The following is a 25,643-nucleotide window of genomic DNA, read 5'->3' on the forward strand; positions in this document are numbered from 1 at the left end:
GAGGACCACCCGCGGGCTACTTGCGGAGCGTTCGCTCCACGTACGCGCGGACGGCATCCTGCACCGGGGCGGACATCCACGCCTCCTGCACTTCCTCGTCCACCGATCGCATGGCGCGCACCACGCGATCCCGGCTGGGCTGGCGGATGATGCGCTTCGTGAGCGAGAACGAGGCGCTCGGCAGCGAACCGAGATGCGCGGCGACCTCCACGGCGCGCCCGAGGAGCGCGTCCGGAGCGGACAGCTCGTCCACGAAGCCGTTCGCCACGGCATCGTCCGGCGTGCAGGTGAGCCCGCGATAGATGACCGCCTGCAGACGGTGCGCAGGCACGACGAGCCGCAGAATCTCCAGCGCCATGCTCGGGAACGGCACGCCGACCGACAGCTCGGGGGTTCCGATCCGGCCCTTGCCCTCGGCCATCAAGCGGTAGTCGCAGGCGCAGGCCAGGACGCAGCCGCCGGCGATGGCGTGCCCGTTGACCGCGGCGACGAGCGGCTTCGGGAAGGTGAACGTCTTGAAGAAGGCATCGCCGAGCAACGGCAGGAACGCCTTGACATACTCGCGGCCCCCGTCCGTCAGCCGGCGCAATTCCACGCCGGCGGAGAAGACCGTGCCGGTCCCGGTCAGGACCACGGCTCGCGTGTCAGCCTGTTCGAGCCGCGCGAGCTCGGCGATCCAGCGTCTCATCAACTCGACGTCGAAGGCGTTGACCTTGCCGTGCTCCAACCGGACGACCGTCACGTGATCGCGAGTCTCGGTGGTAATCATTCGAGAACTCCGTGTCCTGCTCCGAGCCCGGCGCTTGCCTGCCGTGGCGCTGCCGCGCGCTGCCGAAACAGGCCGGCGCTGCCTCCAATATACATCGCACGCTATACATCCGACGTCGGACGCGGCCTCGACCCGTCACGCCGGACCGCAACGCTACTCGGCGCGCAGCGATCCGAGAAGTGGCGACCGCACCGCCGCGACCGTAGCGGCCAGCGACGCGGCCAGGCCGGTGGCGACGACGATGAAGAGCAGGCCGCCGAGGGAGAGCAGCGGAACCCCGCCCCCCCGTTCCAGCCACGCCGGCGCGATGGCGACGATGGCGCATCCGGCGCCGATGGCCAGCCCGGCGAAGAGCAGGAAGGCGTTCTCCGCCAGCACCATCGCCGACAGGTGGCCGGCGTTGTAGCCCACCGCCCGCATCAGGGCGAGCTCGCGGCGCCGTTCCAGCACGTTACGCAGCAGGACCGCGCCGAGCCCGAACGTGCCGAGGACGAGGCCGAGGCCGCCCAGGGTCTGAAACGTCGCCAGATAGGTGTTCTCGACGCGATGAAACGCCGCCAGGCGTTCCGCGGCGGAGACGACGTCGAAACCGAAGTCGACCAGCCGGTCCTCGAGGGCCGCGCTCACCTCCCCCGCGCGCTCGGGCGGCGCGTCGATGAGAAAGAAACGATAGCCGTCGTAGTCCGGGAACACGCGCTCGAAGTGACGCTCGCCGATCAGCAGCTCACGCTGGAAGATGCTGTCCGAGAGCGCCCCGACGATGCGCAGGGTGACCGGGCGATCGGTGTCGCGGTTCAGCACGAAGTCGTCGCCGATCGACAGATGCAGCGCGTAGGCCAGCGACGTGGCATCGGCGAGGGCGGGGATGGCGCCGTCGTCGAACTCGCGGTCGAGCAGCAGCCACGGGTTGGCCTTTTCTTCCGGGGTCTCGGCGGCGGTGGCGCCGAAGCCGAAGCGGCCCTCGGCCACGAACGCCGCGGACGGGGCCAGCACGCGCGGGTCCTTCGCCTGGTACAGGTTCAGGCAACTGGCGTCCTCGCCGGGGCGCAGGCGGAAACGCGCCAAGGTCACCCCGGCGAGCGGCTCGCCCTCCGCGAACAGGTCGTCCAGAAAGAGCTCGCTCCGTCCCTCCGGCGTCGTGGGATCGTGCACCACCGGCAGGAGCGTGTCCGCGAGAAGGGTATAGCCCCCGGTGCCCGAGGACCGGTCGAGCGCGTCGCCCGCGCCCTCGCGGCGGAATGCATCGACCGCCACGATGATGAACGCCGCGAACGCGATCAGGGCGATGCAGAGCACGCTGCGGCCCGGGCGGTACGACGCGTTGCGGAACCCGACCTGCGACACCGACCAGGAGCCGTCCGAGGAGCGGCCCGGACGCTGGTTCAGGCACGCCCACGCCAGCACGAGCAGGGCGGCCAGCAGCGTCAGGCCGCCGCCGAAGAACCCGCCCGTGGCGCCGATCGACCCGGCCGCCGCCAGCGCGATCAGGACGAACCCGACGCCCGTCAGCGCGGCGCCGACCCGCCAGGCCCGCGATCCGGAAGGCGATTCCGGGGCGACGACCTCCGCGACCCCGGTCACCTCCGCGACCGCACCGGTCAGCAGGCTGCGCGGCGAGGCCGGGGCCAGAGCGCGCAGCGTCCAGGCGATGGATCCCAGGGCGGCCAGCACGCCGCCGGCAGCGCCGGCGCCCAGCATCGCCGGCGAGGCGTCGAGGGTGAGCCGCGTCGTCCCCACCGCATCGACCCACCAGGTCCGCAGGCCGAGCATGATGAGCTCCGCGTACAGCACCGCGCCGACGACGCCGAGCGCGCTCCCGGCTACCGACAGAATGCCCGCCTCGGCCAGGAACACGCGCCGAATGGCACCTGCGGGGAACCCGGTGGCGCGCAGCAGCCCCAGCTCGCGCAGGCGCTGCTCCACGCCGAGGCGGAAGAAGAGGCTCGCCAGGAGCAGCGCCGACACCACGAGGAAGAAGCTGAAGTAGATGAAGTAGAGCCCGAAGTCGGTCACCCCCGCGGACGCCTCGAGCGCCAGGGAGCGCGCCGGGTAGACGACGAAACCCAGAGCCAGCGGGTCGAGCGCCTCGCGCAGGGCGGCAGCCAGCCGGTCGCGGGTCGCCGCGAGGTCCTCGCCCGGCGCCGGATACAGTCGGACCGACGTCACCTGTCCCCACCGCGACGCCCACATCCGCTGCCCGGCGGCCAGGGGAATGAACGCCTTGGGCGTCGTCCGGTAGTCGTCCCAATACGTCTCGTCGACCGGGCGGATCAACTCGAGGTCGACCGGAAACGGCGGGTCCCAGTCGATGACGTTGGTTGCCTCCGTGATCCCGGGATAGTCCGGCGTGAGATCGGGATCGGCGGCCGCGCCGGCGATCGGCACGACGCCGGCCACGCGCAATTCGGCCTCGTGCGTAGTCAGGCGTCCCTCGTCCGCCCAGAGGTAGTACTCGATCGTCAGCGGATCACCCGGCCCGACATCCAGATCGTCCGCCGTCCACTGATTCAGGATGACCGGCGCAGCCGCCTCGGAAGGGGCGGTCAGGTCCGCGTCGCCCACTGCCGCGAGGTCCCGCGCCGCGATCACCGAGTACGGCGTGACCCGCTCCCCGCTGCGGATCTGGTTCGCCAGGTACGAGAGCACCGGCTCGGCCCGCACGCCCAGCCCGGACGCCACGCTCTCCACCGCGGCTACCGTGGCGTCGGTCAACAGCCCCGCTTCCGACTCGACGGCCACCGCGCCATGGTCGGCGATTGCGCGAACCCGGAGGCCGAGATCCTCGAGGGTCGCTTCGTCACGCACTGCGGCTTCGGCCGCTGCCTGCCGCGCCGCGTCCTCGACGGCTCCGAATCCGCCGTCGTCGCTCCCCGTTGCCGGGCCATGACCGAGCAGCAGCGTATTGACCCGCCCCTCCTGCTCCAGCTCGCCCTGCAGCCGCTCCAGCGACACGAACACCGAGCGCGCCAGACCCTGCTGCGGCCGGAACGAGAACTCGCCCAACTCGGCAGCGTCGAGGACCCGCTCGATACCCAGGCGCAACGTGCGGCCGACGTCGTCGCGCCGGCCGTGCAGCGAGCTCAGCGGCACCGCCGACGGCTTCTCCACGCGCACCAGCAGCGCATCCTCCGGCGCGGCCTCCAGCTCACCGGCCAGCCCGCTGCTCACCAACGCCGCGTTGCGCCCCAGCGCGAACGCTGCCGGATCCAGACCGTGAAAGGCCCAGAAGCGCTCGTCGACCCCGTAGACCTGGACCGCCGACGCCCGCCGGCCGCTCGACTGGTGCGTCACGAAGCCTTCGACCGCGACCACCGGCGCAGCGGTCTCGAACCGCCCTTCCAGCCGGTCGGCCGCCAGCATGTCCGCGCCGATCGACGCCGGCACGAAGCGTGCGCTGGTGACTACGCGGTCGATGGCGCCCAGGCGCTCGAGCGCCAGCGCGCGCAGGCTCGACCGTACCGACGCGCCCACGAGCAGCGCGCCGGCGAGCACCGCCACCGCCACCGCGACGCCGGCCACGACCGCGAGATTGGTCCGCCAGTAATGCAGGACGTTCCGTCGGATGAGTGCGAGCAGGCTCATGCGCGCCTCCTCCCCGGCCGCGCCTAGGCGGGCGCGGGGGCGAGCTTCTGGTTGTCGAGGCGGTAGCGGATGGGGCAGCGGCCAGCCAGCTCCGGATTGTGCGTCACGACCAGCAGCACGTTGTTCTGCCGCTCGTGCAGCTCGAAGAGCAGCGACGTGATGGTGTCCGCCGACCGGCGATCGAGGTTCCCGGTCGGCTCGTCGCAGACGACGAGCGGCGGCTTCCGGATGAGCGCCCGTGCGAGGGCGACCCGCTGGCGTTCGCCGCCCGACAGCTCGGCCGGCCGATGGTCCAGGCGGTCCTGCAACCCGACGTGCTCCAGCAACGATCGCGCGCGGTCGGTGACCGCCGCATCGGGCGCATTGACCAGCGTCGGCACCAGCACGTTCTCCAGCACCGTGCACTGCGGCAACAGGAGATGGTCCTGAAAGACGAAACCGACCTGCGAGTTCCGAAAGGCGGCCTGCTGCCGCTCGTCGAGCGCGAACGGGTCGGCGCCGTCGAGGGTCACCTTCCCGCTCGTCGGCGGCTCGAGTCCGCCCACGATGTAGAGGAGCGTGCTCTTGCCGCTTCCCGAAGGACCCATGATCGACGCCGCGTCCCCGCGCGAGAGCGAGAACGAAACGTCGGTCAGGATCGGCAACGGCCCGCGGACCGTCGGGTATGTCTTGCTGAGCTGGCTGACTTCGAGCAAGGCAGCCCCCCGTTCCCTGCCGTGCCTACGACGCGCGCTGGAATGCGCGCGGCCGGAAGAGAAAGTCGACGATGTTGCCCTCGTGCGGCTGCAGCCAGTTGAGCTTGATCGTCGGAATCGGACCGAGGTTCAGACGGTCGATGTTCCGCGCGTCGAGCAGCTCCTGCTCGAACCGCGCATCGCTGGTCAGCCCCGTCGCGACCAGCGTCTGGCCGATCGCGCCGATCATCTTCCGCTGCTCGCACTCGACCACGGTGACGAAGGGGAACATGTACTCCTTCTTCGCCATCGCCACGTCGGGGGACGGGCAGTAGACGACCGTCGGGCGCAGGTAGTCGCACCGCTCGCGCGACACCAGACGCCCGTCGGGATGGTGCGCCGCCGTCACTTCGTCCACGCCTCCCTCGTCGAGCGCGGCGTCGATGTCGGCCGAGATGGCCGGCGCCTGCCCCGGCACCGTGAACGCCGCGAGGGCCGCGTTCGGATCCTCGGGCGGCAACGGCGCGATCGGCCCGAGCCTCTCGGCCAGCGCCGCGGCGATCGCCCGGCCGTTGCGCGGGGTCCAGATGCCGGAACAGTTGATGCAGCTCCGTCCGCTGTTGATCAGCACGCTGTCGACCATCAGGTCAAGGTGCTGCTCCCAGTTGTCCGCCTCGTCGTCGCCGAGCAGGATCTTGCTGAAGCCGGGTCCGTGCACCTGGACGCCCGGGTTGCCGGCGTACTGCTCCACCGTGGCGGTCCCGCCGAAGATCAGGCTGCGCGGGCAGTTGTTGAGCACGGCGGCGCCCACCTCGCCCTGGCCCGGGTAGAGCGCCACCGCCTCGCGCGGCACGCCCGCCTCGAAGAACGCCTGCGTCATGCGCCAGGGCGTCCACGGCTCCTGCGGTCCGGGCTTGAGCACCAGACCGATCTGCAGCGGGATGATCGGCAGCCACAGGCTGTGCACGCCCGGCGAGTTCGACGGCAGCACCATCCCGAGCACGGACGTGGTGGCCTGATAGCTGCGCATCACGCCGGCCTCTTCTCCGTAACCCCGCGCGAGGATGCCGGGGTCGAGATGGCGCGTCAGCGAGGCGAGGATCTCATCGATGTGTTCGAGCACGTACCGGAGCTTCTCCATGTTCATCCGGCACATGTGCTCGGGAAGCCCGGTGGTGGCGGACTGCTGCCGGACGAACTCGTCCGGCGTCTGCGTGCCGTCGCCGAGCGGCAGCTCGGCGGTGGAGAAGAGCTCGGCCGCCTTCTTCACCATCTGCAGGAGATCGGCCGGGTGCGCCTGGCGAAGCACCTGCCGGGCGCGTGCCGCCTTGCGCAGATCGCGCGCGACGATGCCGGGATTGGCCTGGCTGACCTCGGCCACCGGCTCGCCGGTGTCGAAGTGGACGACCTTGTCGATGTCGAGGCTCCGGTAGGGCGTGCCCCACCGGAGTGCTGGAAAATGAATCACGGTGCTCTCCGCTCCCGGCAGTCCGTCGGCCGGCCGCCGGCTCCTAGTCGGTCACCTCGATGCTGATGGTCGCGCAGAGGCCTTCCTGCGTCCGGTGCTGATCGTCGCCAATCTGCACGGTCAGCTCGTAGGTGCCGGCCGGCGCGTTCTCCAGGGTCGTCGTGCTCGAGCCGTCACCGAAGTGCTGCCAGCCCTCGCCCTGCGGGATGATCTTGCCCACCGGCAGGCAACCCGTGTTGTAGCCCAGGTGGTAGTGACCCACACCGTCGCGCGGCGTGCCCGTCTCCTGATCGAAGCCCTCCGGAATGGCGGAGATCGGATAGTTCTCGGCCCCGAACTCGATGCTGACAACGTCGTCCGCATGCTGTGATCCGTCGGCCGGCGACACGAAGAAGACCCGCGCCTCCTCCCGGGCCGCCGCGCCGGCAGCGCCCGCCGCCAACATCACGATCGCCAGACCGGTCGCCGCAATCGTTCTCAAACTGTCGAATCGCATTACGCTCTCGCTCCTTCAAAGGCCCGGCGAGACGGCTTCCCACCGCCTCGCCGGACGCATCCCGAATCGTCCGGGACGGGATCCGGTCAGATCCCGTCGGCTACCTCGATGCTGATCGTCTCGCAGAGCCCCTCCTGCGTGCGGTGCAGATCGTCGCCGATCTGCAGGGTGAGCTCGTAGGCCGCCGGCTCGACCTGCAGCGTGAACACGTTCGAGCCGTCGCCGAAGTGCACCCATCCCTGGCCCTCCGGGATGATCTCCCCGGCCGGCAGGCAACCGGTATCGACGCCCAGGTGATAGTGGCCCACGTCGGCCCGCGGCGCGTCGGCCTCGGGGTCGAACCCCTCGGGAATGGCCGCGATCATGAAGTTCTCGGCGCCGAACTCGACCTCCACGTCGTGGTCGCTCGAGATCTGATCGCCGTCCAGCGGCGCGACGAAGAAGACCCGCGGCGGTCCGCTCGGCGCGGGCGCCTCCTCCTCCATCGGCTCTTCGGCCACCTCGGGCTCAGCCTCCATGCCGCCGCCACCGCCGCCGCAGCCGAAGACCGCGAGCGCCGGCACGAGGACCAGGCAGGCCATGACTTTCCAGTTGACGCGTAGTAGATCGGTTCGCATCGTTACACCCGCTCCTTGCATGGGATGCTCGTCCGCTGGTTGCTCGCAGGAACCCGCCGCGCCGGTGTTTCGACACCGTGACCGCGCGGCGGACTTCATCGCGATTTCCCGGCCGGCGCCCCGACTAGTAGACCCCGACGGTAGTGGAGGACGCCAGCGCGCTGAACGGCCGCACGCCGCTGACTCCGTCCCACGGATACTGTTCACAGGGCGGCTCCCGCTCGCCCTCGTCGCGCTCGAGGAAGCGCGGGACGAAGAACTCCTTCGTCAGCGTGGTCAGCATCACGCGCCCGGTGCCGCCGTGGTCGACGACCCGATCGGCGTCGTCGGGATCGACCACCTGCAGCACGGCCCGCGGCTGCGGCGCATGATACGTGATCTTGTAGCCCTCGGCCGCTCCGCTCGGCGGACTCGCCGCCAGCCCCATCAGCGTGTTGCCGTAGGTGGGCGTCATGTAGACGCCGTCGAGCAGCTCCTCGTTCGCGAACCGGTTCCACTGCGGCGTGAACTCGGTGCCGCCGGCGAAGATGCCGGTGATGCCGGTCTCGCGGATGCTCGAGCCCTCTTCCTCCAGGCGGTTCGCCAGCGCCTCGATCAGCTTCGGCGTCGAGAACAGGCACTTGATGTCGTGGCCGGCCGACAGCACGGTGATCGCCTGATCGATCACGTGGGCCTGGTAGGCTTTCAGGTGGTCCATCCAGCCTTTCCTGATCAGCTTGATCACCCAGCGTGGATCGAGGTCGACGCAAAAGCAGATGCCGCCGCGGTGCTGCGCCAGATGCTCCACCGCCAGACGCAGCCGCCGCGGCCCGCTCGGGCCGAGCATCAACCAGTTGGCTCCCTTCGGAAAGCACTCGTCGGGCAGCGTGTCGGAGAACAGCTCGTAGTCGGTTCGGAAGTCGTCTATGGCGATGCGGCTCTTGGGGATGCCGGTCGTGCCGCCCGTCTCGAAGACGAAGATCGGCTTGTCGGCGTAGGCCCGCGGCACCCAGCGGCGCACCGGGCCGCCCCGCAGCCATTCATCCTCGAAGTGGCCGAACTTGCGGAGATCGTCGAAGCGCTCGACCTCCTTGCGGGGATCCCAACCGGCCTTCTCGGCCCATTCCAGCCAGAACGGACAGCCGGTCGCCGGGTCGAAATGCCACGCGACCACCTCGCGCACCCAGGCGTCGAGCGACGCGCGCGCCGCGTCGGCCCTGCCCTGTAAATCGGTCGTCAGCGTACTCATCAACCGGTGATCTTACACTAGCGGGCATGACTGCACGACTCGAACGCCTGTGGATCAAGCGGTTTCACCGGGGACCCATGGACGCGGTCGAGCGCGCCACGCTGCGCGCCGGGCGCGGCCTGGTGGGCAACGCCGACCAGGGCGGGAAGCGCCAGGTCACGATCATCTCCCGCCGGCGGTGGGACGGCGTGAACGAGGCGCTGACCGACGACATCGATCCGGCCCTGCGCCGCGCCAACATGCTCATCGAGGGTATCGACCTCGACGACACGCGCGGCCGGACCCTGCGCGTCGGATCGTGCCGCCTGCGGATATGGGGCGAGACCCGTCCCTGCGAGCACATGGACGCGGCCCGCCCCGGCCTGCGCGGTGCGCTGGATCCGGCGTGGGCCGGCGGCGCGTTCGCCGAAGTGCTCGACGACGGAGAGATTACCGTGGGCGATGCGGTGACGTGGGAGGACTCCGACACCGCCGCCCAGCCCTGAGCGTCTGCGCCGGACACCCACGAGCCTCGACGCCGGAGCCGCCGTCCGCGGCTCAACGCCGGATCACGCCGTGGCGTTCGAGCACCTCCATCACGGCCTCGATGGGCAACGCCTCGCGCGTCCCCCGTCGGCTGCTCACCGTGACCGCCTTGAACAGCGAGTTGTAGATCGCCTCCTCGGTCGCTTCCACCGTCGCCTGAAAGAGGGCCGACATGTTGCCGTTCGACAGGTCCTCCACGGTCCGTACCCGGTCGTCCGGCCGCCGCCGCACGCCCGCCGCGGTCGAGAAGGCGATCGCGTAGTCGCCCGATCCGTTACCGGCGAACGACCCGGTCCGGGCCAACCCCATCACGGTGCGGCGCGCCACCCGCTCCAGGTTGCGCTCCGACAGCGGCGCGTCGGTGGCCACGACCATCATGATCGATCCCTGCGACTGGTTCTCGCTCTCGTCCCGTCCGGGATCCGGGGGAGCGCCGTCGCCGTTCCCGCCGACCTCGGCGCTGAACGCGTAGCGGCCCAGCTCCCGCCCCACCGGCGCACCCAGAATCTGCAGGATGCCGCCGAAGTTGGACTGCACCAGCACGCCCACGGTGTAGCCGCCCAGCGACGCGGGGAGCACCCGCGAGCTCGTGCCGATCCCGCCTTTCCAGCCGAACGCCGACGTGCCGGTCCCGGCCCCGACCGCGCCCTCCTCGACCGGCCCCGCCGCCGCGCCCTCGAGCGCCGCCCGCACGTCGCCGGCGGTCACCGGCCGGCTGCGAATGTCATTGAGGCCGCCGTCGTTGGTCTCGCCGACGACGGGGTTGATGGACCGCACGCCCTGCATGTCCGGTGCGCCGAGCGCCCATCCGACCAGGGCGTCGGCCGCCTGCCAGACGCACAACGTACAGGTCAGGAGAACGGGAGTCTCCAGCTCGCCCAGCTCGCGGACCTGGGTGACGCCGAGCAGCTTGCCGAACCCGTTGCCGGTGTGGATCGCGGCCGGTACGCGGTCGAAGAAGACGTTGCCGCCGTGCGGACGAATCGCGGTGACGCCGGTGCGGACGCTGTCGCCCCGGACGATGGTGGCGTGGCCGACCAGGACCCCCTCCACGTCGGTGATCGCGTTGAACTCACCCGGCGGGAAGACGCCGACCTCGATGCCCAGGTCGCGCACCCGCGGGCGCGGCGGCTCCTGTCGCGCGGTCGGCTGCGCGTTCGGGGTCGACGCCGGCGCACCCGCCGGTCGTGGCATGGCCGCCTCCCGGCCCGCCGCGGCGCGCGCGACGGGAGCGGCCGCGGAGGCCGCCCCGACCGGCACGAGCGCGGCCGCAATCGGGCTGCCGGCGAGGAGCAACGCCAACGGTATCGTCGTCAACGAGAACGGCGCCGTCATCGCAACGCGTCCGCCTTCGCCGCGAAGACGAAATCGCTCTCCGTCAGGCCGTCGATCTTGTGGGTCCAGATCGTGACCTTGACCCGCCCCCAGGTCAGGTAGATGTCGGGGTGGTGGTCCTGCTCCTCCGCCATCTCGCCGACCTTGACCGTGAAGTCGAGCGCCTGCCGGAAGTCGTCGAACTTGTAGACGTTCTCCAGGTGGTGTTGCTCGACGACGTTCCAGTCGCCGCCCAGCTTCGTCCGGAACGCCTCCAACTCCGCGCCGGTCAACGGGGGCACGCCGCCCCGGCATGGGACGCACTGCTGCTTCGCGAGTTCACTCATCGCTCCTCCTCGGCCGCCCGCGCCGCGTCTTGTTCCGGTCCGCGGCGAGCGCCCGCGGGCACGGCGGCCGGCCGGATATAGTGGATGGTGGGAGCCCGTCCGACTCGTCCCCCGACGATCGACCCACACGCTCCCGGGAGATCAATCATGTCCGAAAAGCGCCCCCAGAACTACGCGAACCACGTGAAGTGGGTACCGCTGTTCCACTACGTGGCCATGCCCCTGCTGGGGATCAACCTCGTCCTGGCCCTGGTCGGGCTGCTGGACGGAATCACGGTCGAGACCTTGAATCGCGCCGGCGTGGCTGTCGGCCTGATGTTGGCGTTGTTCTTCGCCCGCGTCAACGCGCTCAAGGCCCAGGACCGCGTCATCCGCCTCGAGGAGCGCATGCGCATGGCGCGCCTGCTGCCGGACGACCTGAAGCCGCGCATCGAGGAGGTAACGACCGCGCAGTGCGTCGCGCTGCGCTTCGCCGACGACGACGAGCTGCCGGCCCTGGTCCGCCGGGCGCTCGACGAGAAGGCCGATCAGAAGACGATCAAGCAGGCGATCGAGAACTGGAGGCCGGACTACCAGCGCGTCTGACCGGCGTTGCCGTCCGCGACCCGCCCCCGGGGGCCGTGCGCGCTCCCCGGGGCACATCGTCGAGCGCCGTCCATCACGACCGGTCCTTCGCAGCCGCGACGGCGGCATCCCATGCCTCCGCCATCCGGCTCGACGTCAGCCAGAGCCCACCGTCCACCACCAGGGTGACGCCGCTGACGAACGACGCGAGGTCCGAGCAGAGGTAGAGCGCCGCCTTCGAGACGTCGTCGATGGCGCCGAGGCGGCGTAGCGGGGTCATCTCGACGACGCGGTCCTTCGCCGGCCCGACGAGCAGTCTGCGCACTCCCTCGGTGTCGGCGATCGGCCCCGGCGCGATGCCGTTCACCCGGATACCGTACTCGCCCCACTCAACGGCGAGCACGCGGGTCAGGGCGTCGACGCCCGCCTTGGCCGCCGACACGTGCAACTGCGCCGCCGTCCCGAAGTAGTGCAGCGTGGCGCTGATGTTCAGCACGACCCCGCCCTGCTTCTTCAGGTGCGGCAGCGCCGCCCGGCACACGTGGAACGTCCCCTTGAGGTCGATGTCCACCACCGCCCCGAACGCGTTGGGCGACAGGTCCTCGGCCCGGCAGAGGAAGTTGCCGGCGGCGCCGTTGACCAGGATGTCGAGCCGCCCGAACGCGTCGACCGTCTGCGCGACCGCGGCGTCGACCGCGGCCGGATCCCGGACGTCGCCCGCGACCGCCAGCGCCCGGACCCCGAGCGCCTCGAGCTCGCGGCGGGTGGGCTCCAGGTGCTCCGCCCGGCGGCTGGTGATCGCCACGTCGCAGCCGTGCGCGGCCAGCGCCAGCGACAGGCCGCGGCAGATGCCGGTGCCGCCGCCGGTCACCAGCGCCGCCTTGCCTTGCAACAGATCCGGTTGAAAGCTCATCGAGAAACCATACAATGCGCGGATTGTCGGTACTGACCGTCCTCACCAACGCCTTTCCCCTCTGGCTGCTCCTCGCCAGCGGCATCGCCCTGGTCCGGCCCGAGCTGTTCACCTGGTTCAGCGGGCCGTTCATCACCGTCGGCCTGGGCGTCATCATGCTGAGCATGGGCATGACGGTCGGTTTCGAGGACTTCCGGCACATCGCCCGCGAACGCACCAGCGTCCTGCCCGGTGTCGCGCTGCAATACACGGTGATGCCGCTGCTCGGTTGGAGCATCGGCTGGCTGCTCGACCTGCCGACGCCGTTCGCCGTCGGCCTCATCCTGGTCTCGTGCTGCCCCGGAGGCACCGCCTCGAACGTCATTGCGTTCCTGGCCCGCGCCGACGTCGCTCTTTCGGTAACCATGACGACCGCCTCGACGCTGCTGGCGGTGCTGATGACCCCGACGCTGACCGCGCTGCTCGCCGGCAGCCGGATCGACGTACCGGCGGGGGGCCTGCTGCTGGACACCGTGCAGGTGGTCGTCCTGCCGGTCGTGGCCGGCGCCGTGCTCAAGGCGCGCTTTCCCGTCGCCTGCCGCCGCGTGCTGCCGGTGGCGCCGCTGGTGGCGGTGGTCGCCATCGTGCTGATTGCCGCCTCGGTCATCGGCGGCGGGCGTGAGCAGGTCATCGAGGCGGGCGCCCGCCTGCTGCTCGCCGTGCTCTTCCTGCACGCCGGCGGGTTCGTGCTCGGCTACGGCGCCGCCCGCCTGTGGACGGGCCGCGAGCAGGCGGCGCGCACCGCGGCGATCGAAGTGGGGATGCAGAACTCCGGGCTCGGTGTCGTCCTGGCGCGGCAGAATTTCGCGAATCCGCTGGTGGCCATCCCGAGTGCGATGTCCGCGGTGATGCACTCGGTCGTCGGCAGCATCGCCGCCGCGATCTGGCGGATGACGACGACGGAGCGTGCACCCCGGGAATGAGATTCCGCGCGACGGCCGGACAAGACGATCCCCAAGGAGGGATGACGGCGATGAAGAGGATCCTCATGGTTGCGGCGTGCGTTCTCGTCCTGCTGTCCACGGCATCGCCCGCGGCGGCGCAGTCGCGCAAGACGACCGGAATCGTGTCCCTCCTGGCGGGGGCGGGTCTCGTGATCGCGGCGTTCGACTACGAGACCGACATCTGCCCGGAGGGCTACAGCAAACACACGTATCAGCACCAGCCGACGCAATGCGTCTTCGTCAGCCCGGACTGGCCGTTCGACACGGACGTCCGCGATGCGACGACCGACGCCACGTTCACGCGCCCCAAGCTGGCCTGGGCCGGCATCGGCGCGGTCGGCCTCGGGGCGGTGCTCCTGACGCTGCCGGACAACCGCGTGACGCGGGATCTCGACGTGCAGGTGTCGCCGGAGCGCGTGGCGGTGCGGCGGAAGTTCGGGTGGTAGGCGAGCGCCGGACGACGCCGCTCTCCGGTCAACCGACGGCGCGGGTCACCAGGGCCCGCAGCTCCGGCGCGAGGTCGAGGTCGAGCGCGGCCGCCCGTCCCCGTTCCGACATCTTCCGCCACGTCTTCCGCAGAATCCCGACGACCTTCTCGTCCTCGTGCTGCGCCGCGAAGGGCGCGAGGTAGTGGCGTAGGAAGACGAGACAGACGACGTCCTCGAGGAGCTGCACCTCGGGATCGGCCTTCAGCCGCTCCTTGCGGAGCAGCGCCCGAACGCGCCCGACGGCGGCCTCCTCGTAGCCGATCTCGCGCAGGATGCCGCCCGCGGTCTCGGCGTGGAAACCACCCAGATCGGTCCGCCAGCGGCGGTAGCCGTCGCGCCCCTGCGGGTAGCTGTCGCGGGAAACGGTCCAGCGCCTGATGTGCTGGCAGCGCGCCGCCAGGCGGACGACCTCGGAAGCGTCCGGCGCGAAGCGCTCCAGCGCATCGGACATCCGCTGCGCGTAGAGCAGCTCCTTCGGATGGGAAACGCCGTCCACCGTTTCGACGTTGGGATCCTCGGCGTTCGCGCGGTCGAAGCACGCAACGGCTTCGCGGAAGCGCTCCGACGGCTCGAATACCCGGCTCATCGCACGTGGCTCCTCGCCGGCTTCAATCCGCCGCGCCGACGTAACCCGCCTTCTCCAGGTGCAGGATGATCCGCTGCGCCGCCTCGTCGGGCGTCAGCGCGGTGGTGTCGATCGCCAGCTCGGCGTCCGCCGGCGCCTCGTAGGGATCGGATATCCCGGTGAACTCCTTGATGATGCCGGCCCGCGCCTTGGCGTACAGGCCCTTGCGGTCGCGCTGCTCGCACACGTCGAGCGGCGTGTCGACGTGCACCAGCACGAAGCCGCCGGCCGGCTCGATCATCGCGCGCACATCCTTGCGCACCGCGTCGTACGGCGCGATGGGAGCGCAGACGGCAATGCCGCCGTTCCTGGTGATCTCCGACGCCACGTAGCCGATGCGCCGGATGTTGATGTCGCGGTGCTCTTTCGAGAAGCCCAGCTCGCTCGACAGGTTCTTCCGCACCAGATCGCCGTCGAGCAGCGTCACCGGCCGCCCGCCGAACTCCAGGAACTTGACCAGGAGCGCATTGGCGATGGTCGATTTCCCCGATCCCGACAACCCGGTGAAGAAGACCGTGAACCCCTGCCGCTCCCGCGGCGGGTGGCTGCGCCGCAACTCCTGGGCGACCTCGGGGAAGGTGAACCAGGACGGGATGTCCTTCCCGCCGGCGAGACGCTGCCGCAGCTCGGTGCCCGAGAGGTTCAGGGTGCGCGTCCCCTCCGGAACCTCGTCGACCGGCATGTACGAATCGCGGTCCTCGACGTAGACCATCATCCTGAACGGGACCATCGTCACCCCGAGCTCGGCCTCGTGCTCTCGCAGCAGTTCCTGTGCGTCGTACGGGCCGTAGAACGGATTGCCCGCCGAGTCGCTGCCCGGGCCGGCGTGGTCGCGCCCGACGATGAGGTGGGAACAGCCGTGGTTCTTGCGGATGATCGCGTGCCAGACCGCCTCGCGCGGACCGCCCATGCGCATCGCCAGCGGCAGCAACGACAGCAGCGCCGTCCTGGACGGATAGCGCTGCAGCAACGCCTGGTAGCACCGCACGCGCGTGTAGTGATCCACGTCACCGGGCTTGGTCAGGCCGACCACCGGGTGGATCAGCAGGCTCGCCTCGACCTCCTTGGCCGCCCGCAGGGTCAGCTCCTGGTGCGCCCGGTGCATCGGGTTGCGCGTCTGGAAGGCGACCACCCTGGTCCAGCCCAGCTTGGCGAACTCCGCGCGCAGCTCGGCCGGGGTATGGCGCAGCAGGCGGTAGTCGTAGTGGGTGACCGGCTGCACGGCGGTCACCCGGCCGCCGAGGCAGCAGGGCTGCGTCCGGTCGAGCAGGTGGGCCACGCCCGGATGTTCGGCGTTGGTCGTGCCGAAGACCGCCGCCGCCTCCGCGGGCCGATCCGGCTGCCAGATGTCCTCGACGTCGAGGACGGCCAGCATGACGCCCTCTTCGTCGCGCAACGCCAGGCGCGCTCCGGGCGACAGCGACGACGCCAGCGATTCCGGAACGTCGAGCGTGATCGGTACCGGCCACAGGGTCCCGTCGTCGAGGCGCATCTGCGCGCACACGCGGTCGTAGTCGCGCTGCCGCAGAAACCCGTGGAGCGGGGAGAACCCGCCGCTGACGAGCAGCTCCAGGTCGCACAGTTGGCGCGGGGAGAGATCGAGAGACGGCCAGTCGCGTGATTCCGCCTTCAGCTCGGCGCACCGATCCTCGCTGGCGAAGAGGTTGACGAGTGCCCCGCCGTGCGGGGCGATCAGATGGTCGGACAAGACGAGTGCTTCCTCTCTACTGGCAGGTTTGCGAACGTAGCGAACCTCGTACCCTAGCACGCGACTGCGGTCCTCTCCCGCGCGCATGGTATCGAGCGTCGCCCCGCGATCACCCCGATCGCGGGAGCCTGGGCGAACCTTGTCCGCCACTCCCTTGACGGTCGACCACCCCGGCAGGCTAAAATGGCGAGCGTACGCACCGCGATGACGATCCCGACGAACGTCTGCGCCTGTTGTTGCTGTTGTACGGGGACCCGAGGGCTCCCCCGCGCCGACGGTCGTACCGCGTTGCACGCCTACGTAGACTGAGACTAGAGCACGACGCACGACACCGAGGCCCGGGGGGCAAGCGCCCTCCGGGCTTTTTTTGTGCCCTTGAATCGTGAGTGGAACCCGACGTGACCGACTTCGCCCCGACCGCCATTGGATTCGCTGCCGGCCTGCTCGTCGGCGCCACCTCGACCGGCGGCGGCGCCCTGCTGACGCCGGCGCTGATTCTGTTCGCCCGTGTGCCCCCTTCGATCGCCATCGGTTCGGATGTGTTGGTCGCCAGTGGCATGAAGCTGTTCGGCGGCGGATTCTACGCCTTGCGTCGCGAGGTGCATTGGTCGACCGTCGGACGCCTGGCCGCCGGATCGATTCCGGGTGCGCTGGTCGGGATGATGATCCTCAACCGCATGCCGCTCGACCGGTTGGAGACCTGGCTGACCCACGCGCTGGGCGTCGTGCTCGCGGCCGCCGGCGCGGCGCTCCTGCTGCGTCTGACCCTGGCCGGCCGACCACGGCCGACCGGGACGCCGGCGACGGCGGTGACGGCGGGCCTCGGCTTCGTGACCGGCGTCCTGGTGAGCATGACCAGCGTCGGCAGCGGCTCGCTGCTTCTCTGCGTGCTGGCGCTCGGGTACCCGCTGCGGGCGCGAGAGACCGTGGGAACCGATCTGGTCCATGCCCTCGCGCTCTCGGCCGTGGCGACGCTGGGCCACGCGAGCGCGGGGCGGGTAGACGTAGCGCTGGCCGGGACGGTGCTTGCCGGCGCGATACCGGGCGTGCTGACCGGGGCGCGGCTGGCGACCGGAGTCGAGGAGCGGTCGTTGCGCGCCGCCCTGGCCGTCGTGCTCGTCGCCATCGGCGTGCCGCTGGCCGTGTTTGGAATGTAGCCGGGCTTCGCATCGCCCAAGAAGAAGGAGACGCCTCGTGACCGTCGACGTCAGCCTGGACCGGACTCCGGATCGGTTGGAAGCAGAATTCGCAGGCTGCGCTGCGGAGCTCGAGAGCCGGCCCGCCGGCGACGTGCTGCGCTGGGCGGTGGAACGCTACGCCGACCGGCTGACGTTCGCCACCGGGTTCGGACCCGAGGGTTGCGTCCTGATCGATCTGATCGGGCGCCAGCGGCTGCCCATCGATCTGTTCACCCTCGACACCGGCCTGTTCTTCGAGGAGACCTACGCCCTGTGGCGCGGCCTGGAGAAGCGGTACGATATCGAGATCCGCCGTATCTCACCGGAGCTGGCCCTGGAGGAGCAGGCGCTCGCGCACGGCGAACGCCTGTGGGAACGGGATCCCGACCGTTGCTGCGCGATCCGCAAGGTGGCGCCGCTCGCGGCCGAGCTGGCCCGCGTCGACGCCTGGATCACCGCCATCCGGCGCGACCAGACGCCGCAGCGCGCCGACGCGCGCGCCATCGAGTGGGATCCGAAGTTCGGAATAGCGAAGATCAATCCGCTGGTCGGCTGGACGAAGCACGACGTCTGGCGCCACATCCTGGAACACGACGTGCCGTACAATCCGCTGCATGATCTGGGCTACCCGAGCATCGGCTGCCTCCCCTGCACGAGCCCGGTACGGCCTGGAGAGGACGACCGCGCGGGCCGCTGGCGGCACAGTGTGAAGACGGAGTGCGGGCTGCACGGCCCGGCTGTGGCCGCGCGCTGAGCAACGGCCCGCGCAACAGGAGCGATGGCAGGATGCACCTCTACCCCGCCTTTCTGAAGCTCGACGGCCGGCGGGTGGTGGTGGTCGGGGCCGGCCCCGTCGCGGCGTCGAAGCTGCGCGGACTGCTCGACGCGGGGGCCGACGTTACCGTCGTCGCGCCGGCGTGGGTCGCCGAGGCTGAAGCGGAAGCAGAGAACGTGACGCCGGTCGAGCGCGAGTTCCGGCCGTCCGACCTCGACGGCGCGTGGCTGGTGGTGGCGGCGGCGACGCCGGCGGTCAACCGCGAGGTGGCGCTGGCGGCCGAGGCGCGGCGCGTGTTCGTCAACGCGGTCGACGATCCGCCGAACGCCAGCCTCTACCTGGGCGGCGTCGTGCGGCGTGCGGGCGTGACCTTCGCCATCTCGACCGACGGGCGCGCCCCGGCCCTGGCCGGGCTGCTGCGCGAAGGGATCGACGCGGTCCTCCCCGAGGAGGAGATCGAGCGCTGGCTGCCCGAGGCCGTGCGAATGCGCGAGCGGTGGCGAGCCGGGCAGGTACCCATGGAAGCGCGGCGACCGGAACTGCTGGAGGCGCTCGTCAGGCTCTATTCCCGCGACAGCGACGACGATTGCAGGGCGTCCGATACCGTGACGCCGGGAACCTCGACGTCATGACGACCGGCAAGAACGCACCGGCGCCGCACGGCGGCAGGCTCGGATTCGTGTCGCTCGTCGGGGCCGGTCCCGGAGACCCGGAGCTGCTGACGCTGAAGGCGGCGCGGCGCCTCGCCGAGGCGGACCTGCTGCTGTACGACGGGCTGGTTCCGGCGGACGTCACGGCCCTGGCGACGCGGGCGCAGCACTTTTCCGTCAGCAAGCGGGCCGGACGGCCCTCGGTGGACCAGGACACGATCCACCAGGTGATGATCCGCGGCGCACGGCGCGGCAAGCGTGTGGTGCGGCTGAAGAACGGCGACCCGTTTCTGCTCGGGCGGGGTGGCGAGGAAGCGCTGGCGCTTCGGGCGGCCGGCATTCCCTTCGAGGTGGTTCCCGGCGTCACGGCCGCGGTCGCGGCGCCTGCATTGGCGGGCATTCCGGTGACGCACCGGGGACTCGCCGCCGGGTTCACGGTGGTCTCCGGCCATGCGGCTGGAGCATTCGAGCCCATCCTGGGCGCGATGGCCCCCGGATCGATGACGGTGATCGTCCTCATGGGCCTGCGGAATCGAGCGCGCATCGCCGCGACGCTGCTCGACCACGGCTGGAACGCGCATACGCCGGCAGCCGTCGCGCTGGCCGCTTCGACACCGCGGATGCACCTCTGGACCGGAAGCCTCGGCGAGCTCGGAACCGCCCGGTTCGAAGCCCCGGCAGACGCACCCGGCACCATCGTGGTCGGCGAGGTGGCGAACCTGAGCGCGCTCATCGGCGGGACACGGACGCCGGCGCGAACCGACGCGCCGCGGACTCTCGACGGCCCACGCGTGCAGGCAAGGAATGTGTGACATGACCTGGAAGGAAGCACTCGCCGACCGTATTCCGGCCGCGCTGGCGGCCGAGATAGACACGTTCGAGCGCCAGATCGCTCTCCGGCGGCAGGACAAGATCGACGAGAAGGTGTTCGCCGAGACGCGCCTGCGCCGCGGCGTCTACGGGCAGCGCTACGACAACGGACAGCGCAACGACGGCACCGGCCCGAAGACGCTGCCGTATCCGTCGGACGGCCTCACCAAGGGACCGGAGACGGTCTGGGACGCGCCCGGGATGCAGCGGATCAAGATCCCGATGGGCCGGCTGACGCCCGACCAGATGGACACGCTGGCGGACCTCGCCGCGGAGTACAGCGACGGCGTCTGCCACGTGACGACGCGCCAGGACATCCAGCTCCACTTCGTCCATCTCGACGACACGCCGGACCTGATGCGCCGCCTCGCGGCGGTCGGCATCACGACCCGCGAGGCGTGCGGCAACACCGTCCGCAACGTCACCGCCTGCCCGCTGGCCGGGGTCTGCCGCGACGAGACCTTCGACGTCACCCCGCACGCGGAGGCGTGCATGCGCTTCCTGCTCGGGCACCCGGACGCACAGGACTTCGGGCGCAAGTTCAAGGTGGCGTTCTCGGGCTGCCGCGAGCACGCCTGCGGGCTCGTCTCGATGCACGATCTGGGTCTGATCGCGGTCACCCGAAACGAGAACGGCGTCGAGCGGCACGGCTTCGAGACCTACGTCGGGGGAGGTCTCGGCGCGGTGCCGCACCAGGCCCGGCTGTTCGACGAGTTCCTGCCGGTCGAGGAGCTGTTGCCGATCGCGCAGGCCATCTCGCGCGTCTTCGCCCGGCTCGGCGAGAAGCGCAACCGGGCCCGCGCGCGCATCAAGTTCCTGGTGGCGCACCTGGGACTCGACGAGTTCAGGCGGCTCGTCCTCGAAGAGCGCGCCGCCCTGCCCGACGACCCGCGCTGGACCGCGCACCTCTCCGGCGCGCCGCCGGAAGCCGAGCAGCCGCTCCGGCCCGCCGCGGCGGGCGGCGGCGCCGGGTCGAACGGCTTCGCGGGGTGGGCGCGGACCAACGTCTACCGCCAGCGCCAGACCGGTTACGCGACGGTCACCGTCGCGCTGCCGCTCGGCGACCTGACCGCCCACCAGATGCGGCGTCTGGCCGCCCTCGCCAGACAGTACGTCGGCGGCGCGGTGCGGGCGACGGTCGAGCAGAACATCGTCCTGCGCTGGGTCAGCGAGGCCGACCTGCCCGCACTGTATCGCGAGCTGTCGGCCGTCGGGCTCGGCGGGGCAGGGGCCGGGACCCTCGCCGACATCACCGCCTGCCCCGGCACCGACACCTGCAAGCTCGGCATCGCCTCGTCGCGCGGACTGGCGGCCGAGCTCACGTCCCGGCTCTCCGAGCGGGCCGCCGCGGGCGCTTTCGACCCGGCCGTCGAAGGGCTGCGCATCAAGACGAGCGGCTGCTTCAACTCGTGCGGCCAGCATCACATCGCCGACCTCGGGTTCTACGGGGTCAGCCGCAACATCGGCGGCTATGCGGTGCCCCACTTCCAGGTGGTGCTCGGCGGCAAGTGGCTCGACAACGCCGGCGCGTACGGCCTCGCGTCCGGCGCCGTGCCGTCCAAGCGCATTCCCGAGGTCGTCGAGCGCATCACCGGACGGTTCGTCGCCGAACGCCGCGAGGACGAGTCGTTCCAGGACTACACGCGCCGCATCGGCAAGCGCGCCCTGCGCGAGATGTTCGCCGATCTGGCCCCCGTCCCGTCCCACGACGACGACCCGTCGTTCTACTCCGACTGGGGCGATCCGCGCGAGTTCACCCTCGGCGACATGGGTGTCGGCGAATGCGCGGGCGAGGTCGTGTCGCTGACCGAGTTCGACCTCGCCGCGGCCGAGGCGCGCATCTTCGAGGCGCAGTCGCGGCTGGAGGAGCAGGCCATCGCACAGGCCGACGAGCTGGCCTACGGCGCGATGCTGCTGGGCGCGCGGGGACTGATCAAGTCGGAGTTCATCGACATCGGCGACGATGCGGACGCCATCGTCCGCGAGTTCCGGACGCGGTTCTTCGATACGCAGGTCTTCTTCGACAAGTACGCGGGCGGCAAGTTCGCCATGTACCTGTTCCGCCGGCACGAGTCGGGCCCGCGGCTCGCCCCCGACGCCGTGCACCACCTGATCGAGGAGGCGCAGCTCTTCCTCGAAGCCTGCCACGCGTGCCAGGCGCGGCTCGCCGCGCGGCCGGCCGCCGGGATGCCGGCCGCCGCCGAGGAGCGGGCGTAACCGATGGCATTCGACGCCGCGGCGCTGCAGCGTTTCAGTCTGAAGATCTTCGCGGAGCCCGCGTCGGCGGGCGCGCCGAGCACGATCATTCCGGTCTTCCACACGTGGATACAGGAGCACGCCGTACCGGGACTCCTGATCGACGTCGCCGACTACACGCACCTCGTCGACGGCCCGAGCGTGCTGCTCGCGGCGCACGAGGCCAACTACGCGCTCGACGAGACCGGCGGGCGGCCGGGCCTGTCGTACACCCGCAAGCAACCACTCGACGGTACGTTCGGCGAGCGACTGGCAGTGGCGGCGGCGGCGCTCGTCGCCGCGGCGCGTCGCCTGGAGCAGGACACGTCCCGCATGACCGGCGGCGGCATCACGTTCCCGGGCAACGAGATCGAGTTCGCGTCCAACGACCGCCTGGTCGCGCCGCGCACCTCCGATACCGAGTCCGCGCTACGGGAGGAGCTGGCCGCGTTCGGGGGTCGTCTGTTCGGCGACGCTGACGTCGAGGTGCGACCGCTGAACGATCCGGCCCGCCTCGGCTTCACACTGAAGACGACCGCGGCCGTCCCACTCGACGCACTGTCGTCCAGGGTAGAGTGACATCGGAGGGTGGAGGGCTGAAGACCCGCCCGGGGACGACCGATGCTGTCCAGCTTCACTGGCTACGACCGCATCCCTGATGCTCGACCATCAGCTCCGAGTTGACGAGCAGCCCGCGCCAAGCCTCCGCGTCGTCCGGCGGCGGGCAGTACTGACGGCGCAGGTCACGGAAGTAGTTTGACGAGACGGCGGCGGTCGAAGTCGTCGAGCGACGAGCCGGGAACGGGCCGGCGATCGTACTGCAGTCGTCCCCACTGCATGTAGAGACGGGCCTCCTCCTCGTCGAAGGCGTCGCGCGTCGTGGATCCGATGCTGGCCCCGCTACGGGAAATCGCCAGCCCACAGCCTGCGCGCGAAGATCTCTGCCGGCAGGATATCGATGCCGTCCTCGGTGCGCCGGGCGCGGGGCTCCAGGCAGGCCACGACCCGCCGGCCGACCTCCGGATGGTCGAGCACCAGGCTGCGCAGCCCCTTCAGGTGATCCCGGGTGACCCGCGACGTGGCCTTCGCCTCGACCGCGAGGTGCATGTCGCCGAGCACGAAGTCGACCTCGGTGCCGCCCGCCAGCCGCCAGTAGGCAACGTCGCCGTCCCACTCCCGGTAGTCGATGAAGGCGGAGAGCTCGTGGAACACCCAGTTCTCGAATGCCTGGCCATAGCCCACGGAGCCGGGCAGCAGCTCGCCCCGGCGCGCGAGGCGATTCACCACGCCGACATCCGCGAAGTAGAACTTCGGCGCGCCGATGGTGCGGCGCTTGGGACGTTTGCGCCACGCCGGCAGGCTCCGCCCCAGCAGCGTGTCCTCCAGGATCCGGAAATAGCCCTTGACCGTGTTGCTGGAAACGCCGCACTCGCGGGCGATGGTCGAGCAGTTGACCATCGCGCCGTCGCCGAGCGCCGCCGCATCCAGGAAGCCGGCGAACGCCGGCAGGTTCCGCACGAGACCCTCGGCGGCGATCTCCTCCCGGAGATAGTCCGCGATGTAGGCATCGAGCAAGCGACGCGGCCGGCCGGCCTCGTACATCCGCGGCAGATAGCCGTGGTTGAGCATCCGCGGCAGGTCGAAGTCGTTTCCGATCTCCCGCGCCGTCAAGCCGTGAAGGTAGTAGCGCAGCGCCCGCCCACCGAGCAGATTGGCGGCGCCGCGCCTCACCTTGCGCGCGCTCGACCCGCACAACGCAAAGTGCAGGCCGCGGTTCTCTATGAGCCAGTGCACCTCGTCGAGCAGCGCCGGGACCTTCTGGATTTCATCGATGACGACCTGCCGTCCGGGCTGGGGCGCTTCCGCCTCGATCTCCTGGCGCAGCAGCTCTGGATGGACGGCATAGCGCCGGAACTCGTCGGCCTTGAGCAAGTCGATGCGGCGAGCCTCGGGATAGCGCCGCTTCAGGAGTGTGCTCTTGCCGGTCTGGCGCGGTCCCCACAAGAAGAAGGACTCCTGTCCCGCATCGGGAAGGGACAGGCTTCGCTCGAACATGAATCTAAAAATATCACGACAATCTGAACTGCACCTGCAATACGTGCGGTCAGTCCGAGCTCGACCTCTCGTCGCGCGCAGCCGCGAACAGCGAGAGCTGGGCTGCGTCTTCGAGCTCCGGTTGCGCGTGCGGGGGCCGGTCGTGGACGGATGCGAGCAACCCGACCCCGATCGCTTCGTTGCGCAGCACCTCGGGGTCGTAGAGGCCGAGACCCCGGCGGATCGTCCACCAGAGCTTCCGGCGCCGCTGCAGCGGAGCCTCGTCGATTGCACGTACGGCCGCGATGACGCCCCTGTGACTCGGAACTCCGCGAATGCGCACCCGGTCGTCGAGCACGGCTCTGACGAGATGCGGCGCCTCGGACAGCCAGTCGCCGGGCGGAGCGAGGGAACCACCCTGCACGATGACACGCTCGTCCACGCCGGCATTATCGTCCGAACCCAGGAACGGCGTTTTCACGCGCCCCGCCCGGCCCAGCAGCCTATGAATCAGTTGCGCTAATAGAGGGAGTGCTTGCCATTAGCAGTGGACGTAGGTACAGTGGCGGGTTCATGCATCTGGAGGCGCTCAACATCTTCTGCGACGTGGTTCGGCACCAGAGCTTCTCGCGGGGCGCGCTGGCCAACTCGGTCAGCCAGTCCGCGGCCAGTCAGGCGGTGCGGCAGCTCGAGCGGCGGCTCGGCGCGCAGTTGATCGACCGGTCGCGCCGCCCGTGGCAATTGACGCCGGAGGGCAAGCTCTTCTTCCAGGGTTGCCAGGAGATCGTCGACCGCTACCACGAGCTCGAAGAAGCGGTGCAGCGGCGACAGGACCCGTCCGGCTACACGGTCCGGCTCGCGTCCATTTATTCCGTCGGACTCCACGATCTCAGCCAGTACGTCGACCGGTTTCGCGCAGCGGTACCCGGCGCGCACGTCGACATCGAGTACATGCATCCGGACGAGATCCCGACCCGCATCCAGAACGATCAGTCGGACGTCGGACTGCTGGCGTTCGCCACGCCGGGCCGCGACCTGACGGTCGTCCCGTGGCGGCAGCAAACCATGGCGGTCGCCTGTCCCCCTGCCCACCGCTTCGCACAACGGACGACGGCGATTGGACCGCGGGAGCTGGACGGCGCCGCGTTCGTGACGTTCGACCGGGGACTGCCGGTCCGGCGCGAGCTCGACCGTTATCTGCGACGGCACGGCGTCGACGTCGACGTCGTCGCCGAGTTCGACACTATCGAGAACATCAAGCAGGCGGTGGAGGACGGCGCGGGAGTCGCGATTCTTCCGGAGTCGACCCTGCGGCGCGAAGTGGAGCGCCAGACGCTGGTGGCCGTCCCCCTCGACAAGCTCGACGGCGAGGCCGCCTTCGTGCGGCCGCTGAGCATCGTCCACCGCCGGCGGCGGCGACTGAATCCGGCCGTGAAGCAGTTCATCCGGCTGCTGCGGCTCGACGGCGCGGGACAGACCGGCGATGCATCGGCGGACCGCCCCGCCGCTGCCCAGGATCGCTATGCGGGCGCCGCGGGCGCCGACGCGGCATCCGTTACGGGCACGCAGTAGCCGGCGGCGGAGTCTCCGGATCTCGAAC

At 70.4% G+C, this 25,643-nt stretch carries 25 protein-coding genes; 11 read left to right on the plus strand and 14 right to left on the minus strand.

Annotated elements, in window-relative coordinates; all coding sequences use genetic code 11:
* Window positions 1-16 precede the first annotated feature (16 nt).
* From F4X11_25110 to F4X11_25140, 7 genes are all read right to left on the minus strand, one after another.
* Window positions 17-769 carry an enoyl-CoA hydratase/isomerase family protein gene (locus F4X11_25110; GenBank protein MYN68257.1) on the minus strand — a complete coding sequence of 251 codons (753 nt, stop codon included), beginning with the start codon at window positions 767-769 and terminating at the stop codon, window positions 17-19.
* Window positions 770-922: 153 nt separating this feature from the next.
* Entirely contained in the window at window positions 923-4,351 is a 3,429-nt protein-coding gene (locus F4X11_25115) for an ABC transporter permease (GenBank protein MYN68258.1), read from the minus strand.
* 23 nt (window positions 4,352-4,374) lie between these two features.
* On the minus strand, window positions 4,375-5,046 hold the full coding sequence (locus F4X11_25120; GenBank protein ID MYN68259.1) for an ABC transporter ATP-binding protein: 672 nt from the start codon (window positions 5,044-5,046) through the stop codon (window positions 4,375-4,377).
* A 25-nt stretch (window positions 5,047-5,071) separates the two neighbouring features.
* The gene (locus tag F4X11_25125; protein MYN68260.1) at window positions 5,072-6,493 is read right to left on the minus strand and encodes an aldehyde dehydrogenase; all 1,422 of its coding nucleotides are present in this window, start codon (window positions 6,491-6,493) and stop codon (window positions 5,072-5,074) included.
* Window positions 6,494-6,536: 43 nt separating this feature from the next.
* The gene (locus tag F4X11_25130; GenBank protein ID MYN68261.1) at window positions 6,537-6,989 is read right to left on the minus strand and encodes a DUF4399 domain-containing protein; all 453 of its coding nucleotides are present in this window, start codon (window positions 6,987-6,989) and stop codon (window positions 6,537-6,539) included.
* An 86-nt stretch (window positions 6,990-7,075) separates the two neighbouring features.
* Entirely contained in the window at window positions 7,076-7,606 is a 531-nt protein-coding gene (locus F4X11_25135; GenBank protein MYN68262.1) for a DUF4399 domain-containing protein, read from the minus strand.
* Window positions 7,607-7,730: 124 nt separating this feature from the next.
* Complete coding sequence (locus tag F4X11_25140; GenBank protein ID MYN68263.1) at window positions 7,731-8,834, minus strand: hypothetical protein; 1,104 nt, start codon at window positions 8,832-8,834, stop codon at window positions 7,731-7,733.
* A 26-nt stretch (window positions 8,835-8,860) separates the two neighbouring features.
* On the opposite strand from F4X11_25140, the gene F4X11_25145 reads away from it, so the two are divergent.
* Entirely contained in the window at window positions 8,861-9,319 is a 459-nt protein-coding gene (locus tag F4X11_25145; GenBank protein ID MYN68264.1) for an MOSC domain-containing protein, read from the plus strand.
* Window positions 9,320-9,371: 52 nt separating this feature from the next.
* Here F4X11_25145 and F4X11_25150 read toward each other — a convergent pair whose 3' ends face one another.
* Window positions 9,372-10,553, minus strand: a complete 1,182-nt coding sequence (locus tag F4X11_25150) for a P1 family peptidase (protein MYN68265.1) — start codon at window positions 10,551-10,553, stop codon at window positions 9,372-9,374.
* A gap of 137 nt (window positions 10,554-10,690) precedes the next feature.
* On the minus strand, window positions 10,691-11,020 hold the full coding sequence (locus F4X11_25155; GenBank protein ID MYN68266.1) for a 4a-hydroxytetrahydrobiopterin dehydratase: 330 nt from the start codon (window positions 11,018-11,020) through the stop codon (window positions 10,691-10,693).
* 147 nt (window positions 11,021-11,167) lie between these two features.
* On the opposite strand from F4X11_25155, the gene F4X11_25160 reads away from it, so the two are divergent.
* On the plus strand, window positions 11,168-11,605 hold the full coding sequence (locus tag F4X11_25160; GenBank protein ID MYN68267.1) for a hypothetical protein: 438 nt from the start codon (window positions 11,168-11,170) through the stop codon (window positions 11,603-11,605).
* Window positions 11,606-11,678: 73 nt separating this feature from the next.
* On the opposite strand, the gene F4X11_25165 is transcribed toward F4X11_25160, so the two are convergent.
* Complete coding sequence (locus tag F4X11_25165) at window positions 11,679-12,497, minus strand: SDR family oxidoreductase (GenBank protein ID MYN68268.1); 819 nt, start codon at window positions 12,495-12,497, stop codon at window positions 11,679-11,681.
* A gap of 14 nt (window positions 12,498-12,511) precedes the next feature.
* Between F4X11_25165 and F4X11_25170 the strand changes: the two genes are divergently transcribed.
* Window positions 12,512-13,459 carry a bile acid:sodium symporter family protein gene (locus F4X11_25170; GenBank protein ID MYN68269.1) on the plus strand — a complete coding sequence of 316 codons (948 nt, stop codon included), beginning with the start codon at window positions 12,512-12,514 and terminating at the stop codon, window positions 13,457-13,459.
* Window positions 13,460-13,509: 50 nt separating this feature from the next.
* Window positions 13,510-13,926, plus strand: a complete 417-nt coding sequence (locus tag F4X11_25175; protein MYN68270.1) for a hypothetical protein — start codon at window positions 13,510-13,512, stop codon at window positions 13,924-13,926.
* 28 nt (window positions 13,927-13,954) lie between these two features.
* Here F4X11_25175 and F4X11_25180 read toward each other — a convergent pair whose 3' ends face one another.
* Entirely contained in the window at window positions 13,955-14,554 is a 600-nt protein-coding gene (locus tag F4X11_25180) for a DUF4202 domain-containing protein (protein ID MYN68271.1), read from the minus strand.
* A gap of 22 nt (window positions 14,555-14,576) precedes the next feature.
* Window positions 14,577-16,388 (minus strand): bifunctional sulfate adenylyltransferase/adenylylsulfate kinase, encoded by a 1,812-nt coding sequence (locus F4X11_25185; GenBank protein MYN68272.1) that lies wholly within the window; start codon window positions 16,386-16,388, stop codon window positions 14,577-14,579.
* A gap of 299 nt (window positions 16,389-16,687) precedes the next feature.
* On the opposite strand from F4X11_25185, the gene F4X11_25190 reads away from it, so the two are divergent.
* The 6 genes from F4X11_25190 to F4X11_25215 all read left to right on the plus strand — a co-directional run bounded on the left by F4X11_25190 (window position 16,688) and on the right by F4X11_25215 (window position 22,588).
* Window positions 16,688-17,458 carry a sulfite exporter TauE/SafE family protein gene (locus F4X11_25190; GenBank protein MYN68273.1) on the plus strand — a complete coding sequence of 257 codons (771 nt, stop codon included), beginning with the start codon at window positions 16,688-16,690 and terminating at the stop codon, window positions 17,456-17,458.
* 76 nt (window positions 17,459-17,534) lie between these two features.
* Window positions 17,535-18,233, plus strand: a complete 699-nt coding sequence (locus F4X11_25195) for a phosphoadenylyl-sulfate reductase (GenBank protein ID MYN68274.1) — start codon at window positions 17,535-17,537, stop codon at window positions 18,231-18,233.
* Window positions 18,234-18,265: 32 nt separating this feature from the next.
* On the plus strand, window positions 18,266-18,886 hold the full coding sequence (locus tag F4X11_25200; GenBank protein ID MYN68275.1) for a bifunctional precorrin-2 dehydrogenase/sirohydrochlorin ferrochelatase: 621 nt from the start codon (window positions 18,266-18,268) through the stop codon (window positions 18,884-18,886).
* Window positions 18,883-19,716, plus strand: a complete 834-nt coding sequence (gene cobA, locus F4X11_25205; protein ID MYN68276.1) for a uroporphyrinogen-III C-methyltransferase — start codon at window positions 18,883-18,885, stop codon at window positions 19,714-19,716. The genes F4X11_25200 and cobA overlap by 4 nt, the downstream gene beginning before the upstream one ends.
* A complete protein-coding gene (locus tag F4X11_25210) occupies window positions 19,709-21,991 on the plus strand; it encodes a nitrite/sulfite reductase (protein MYN68277.1) in 2,283 nt (760 codons plus the stop codon). Before cobA ends, F4X11_25210 begins: the two co-directional genes overlap by 8 nt.
* 3 nt (window positions 21,992-21,994) lie before the next feature.
* Window positions 21,995-22,588, plus strand: coding sequence for a hypothetical protein (locus F4X11_25215; protein MYN68278.1), 594 nt, complete (start codon window positions 21,995-21,997; stop codon window positions 22,586-22,588).
* 321 nt (window positions 22,589-22,909) lie between these two features.
* Here the strand turns inward: F4X11_25215 and F4X11_25220 are convergent, their stop codons facing one another.
* Window positions 22,910-24,064 carry an ATP-binding protein gene (locus F4X11_25220; protein MYN68279.1) on the minus strand — a complete coding sequence of 385 codons (1,155 nt, stop codon included), beginning with the start codon at window positions 24,062-24,064 and terminating at the stop codon, window positions 22,910-22,912.
* A 49-nt stretch (window positions 24,065-24,113) separates the two neighbouring features.
* Window positions 24,114-24,485, minus strand: a complete 372-nt coding sequence (locus tag F4X11_25225; GenBank protein ID MYN68280.1) for a hypothetical protein — start codon at window positions 24,483-24,485, stop codon at window positions 24,114-24,116.
* 131 nt (window positions 24,486-24,616) lie between these two features.
* Between F4X11_25225 and F4X11_25230 the strand changes: the two genes are divergently transcribed.
* Entirely contained in the window at window positions 24,617-25,615 is a 999-nt protein-coding gene (locus F4X11_25230) for a LysR family transcriptional regulator (GenBank protein MYN68281.1), read from the plus strand.
* The last annotated feature ends 28 nt before the right edge of the window (window positions 25,616-25,643 follow it).

It is taken from the genome of Acidobacteriota bacterium (assembly GCA_009861545.1).
GTDB lineage: Bacteria > Acidobacteriota > Vicinamibacteria > Vicinamibacterales > UBA8438 > WTFV01.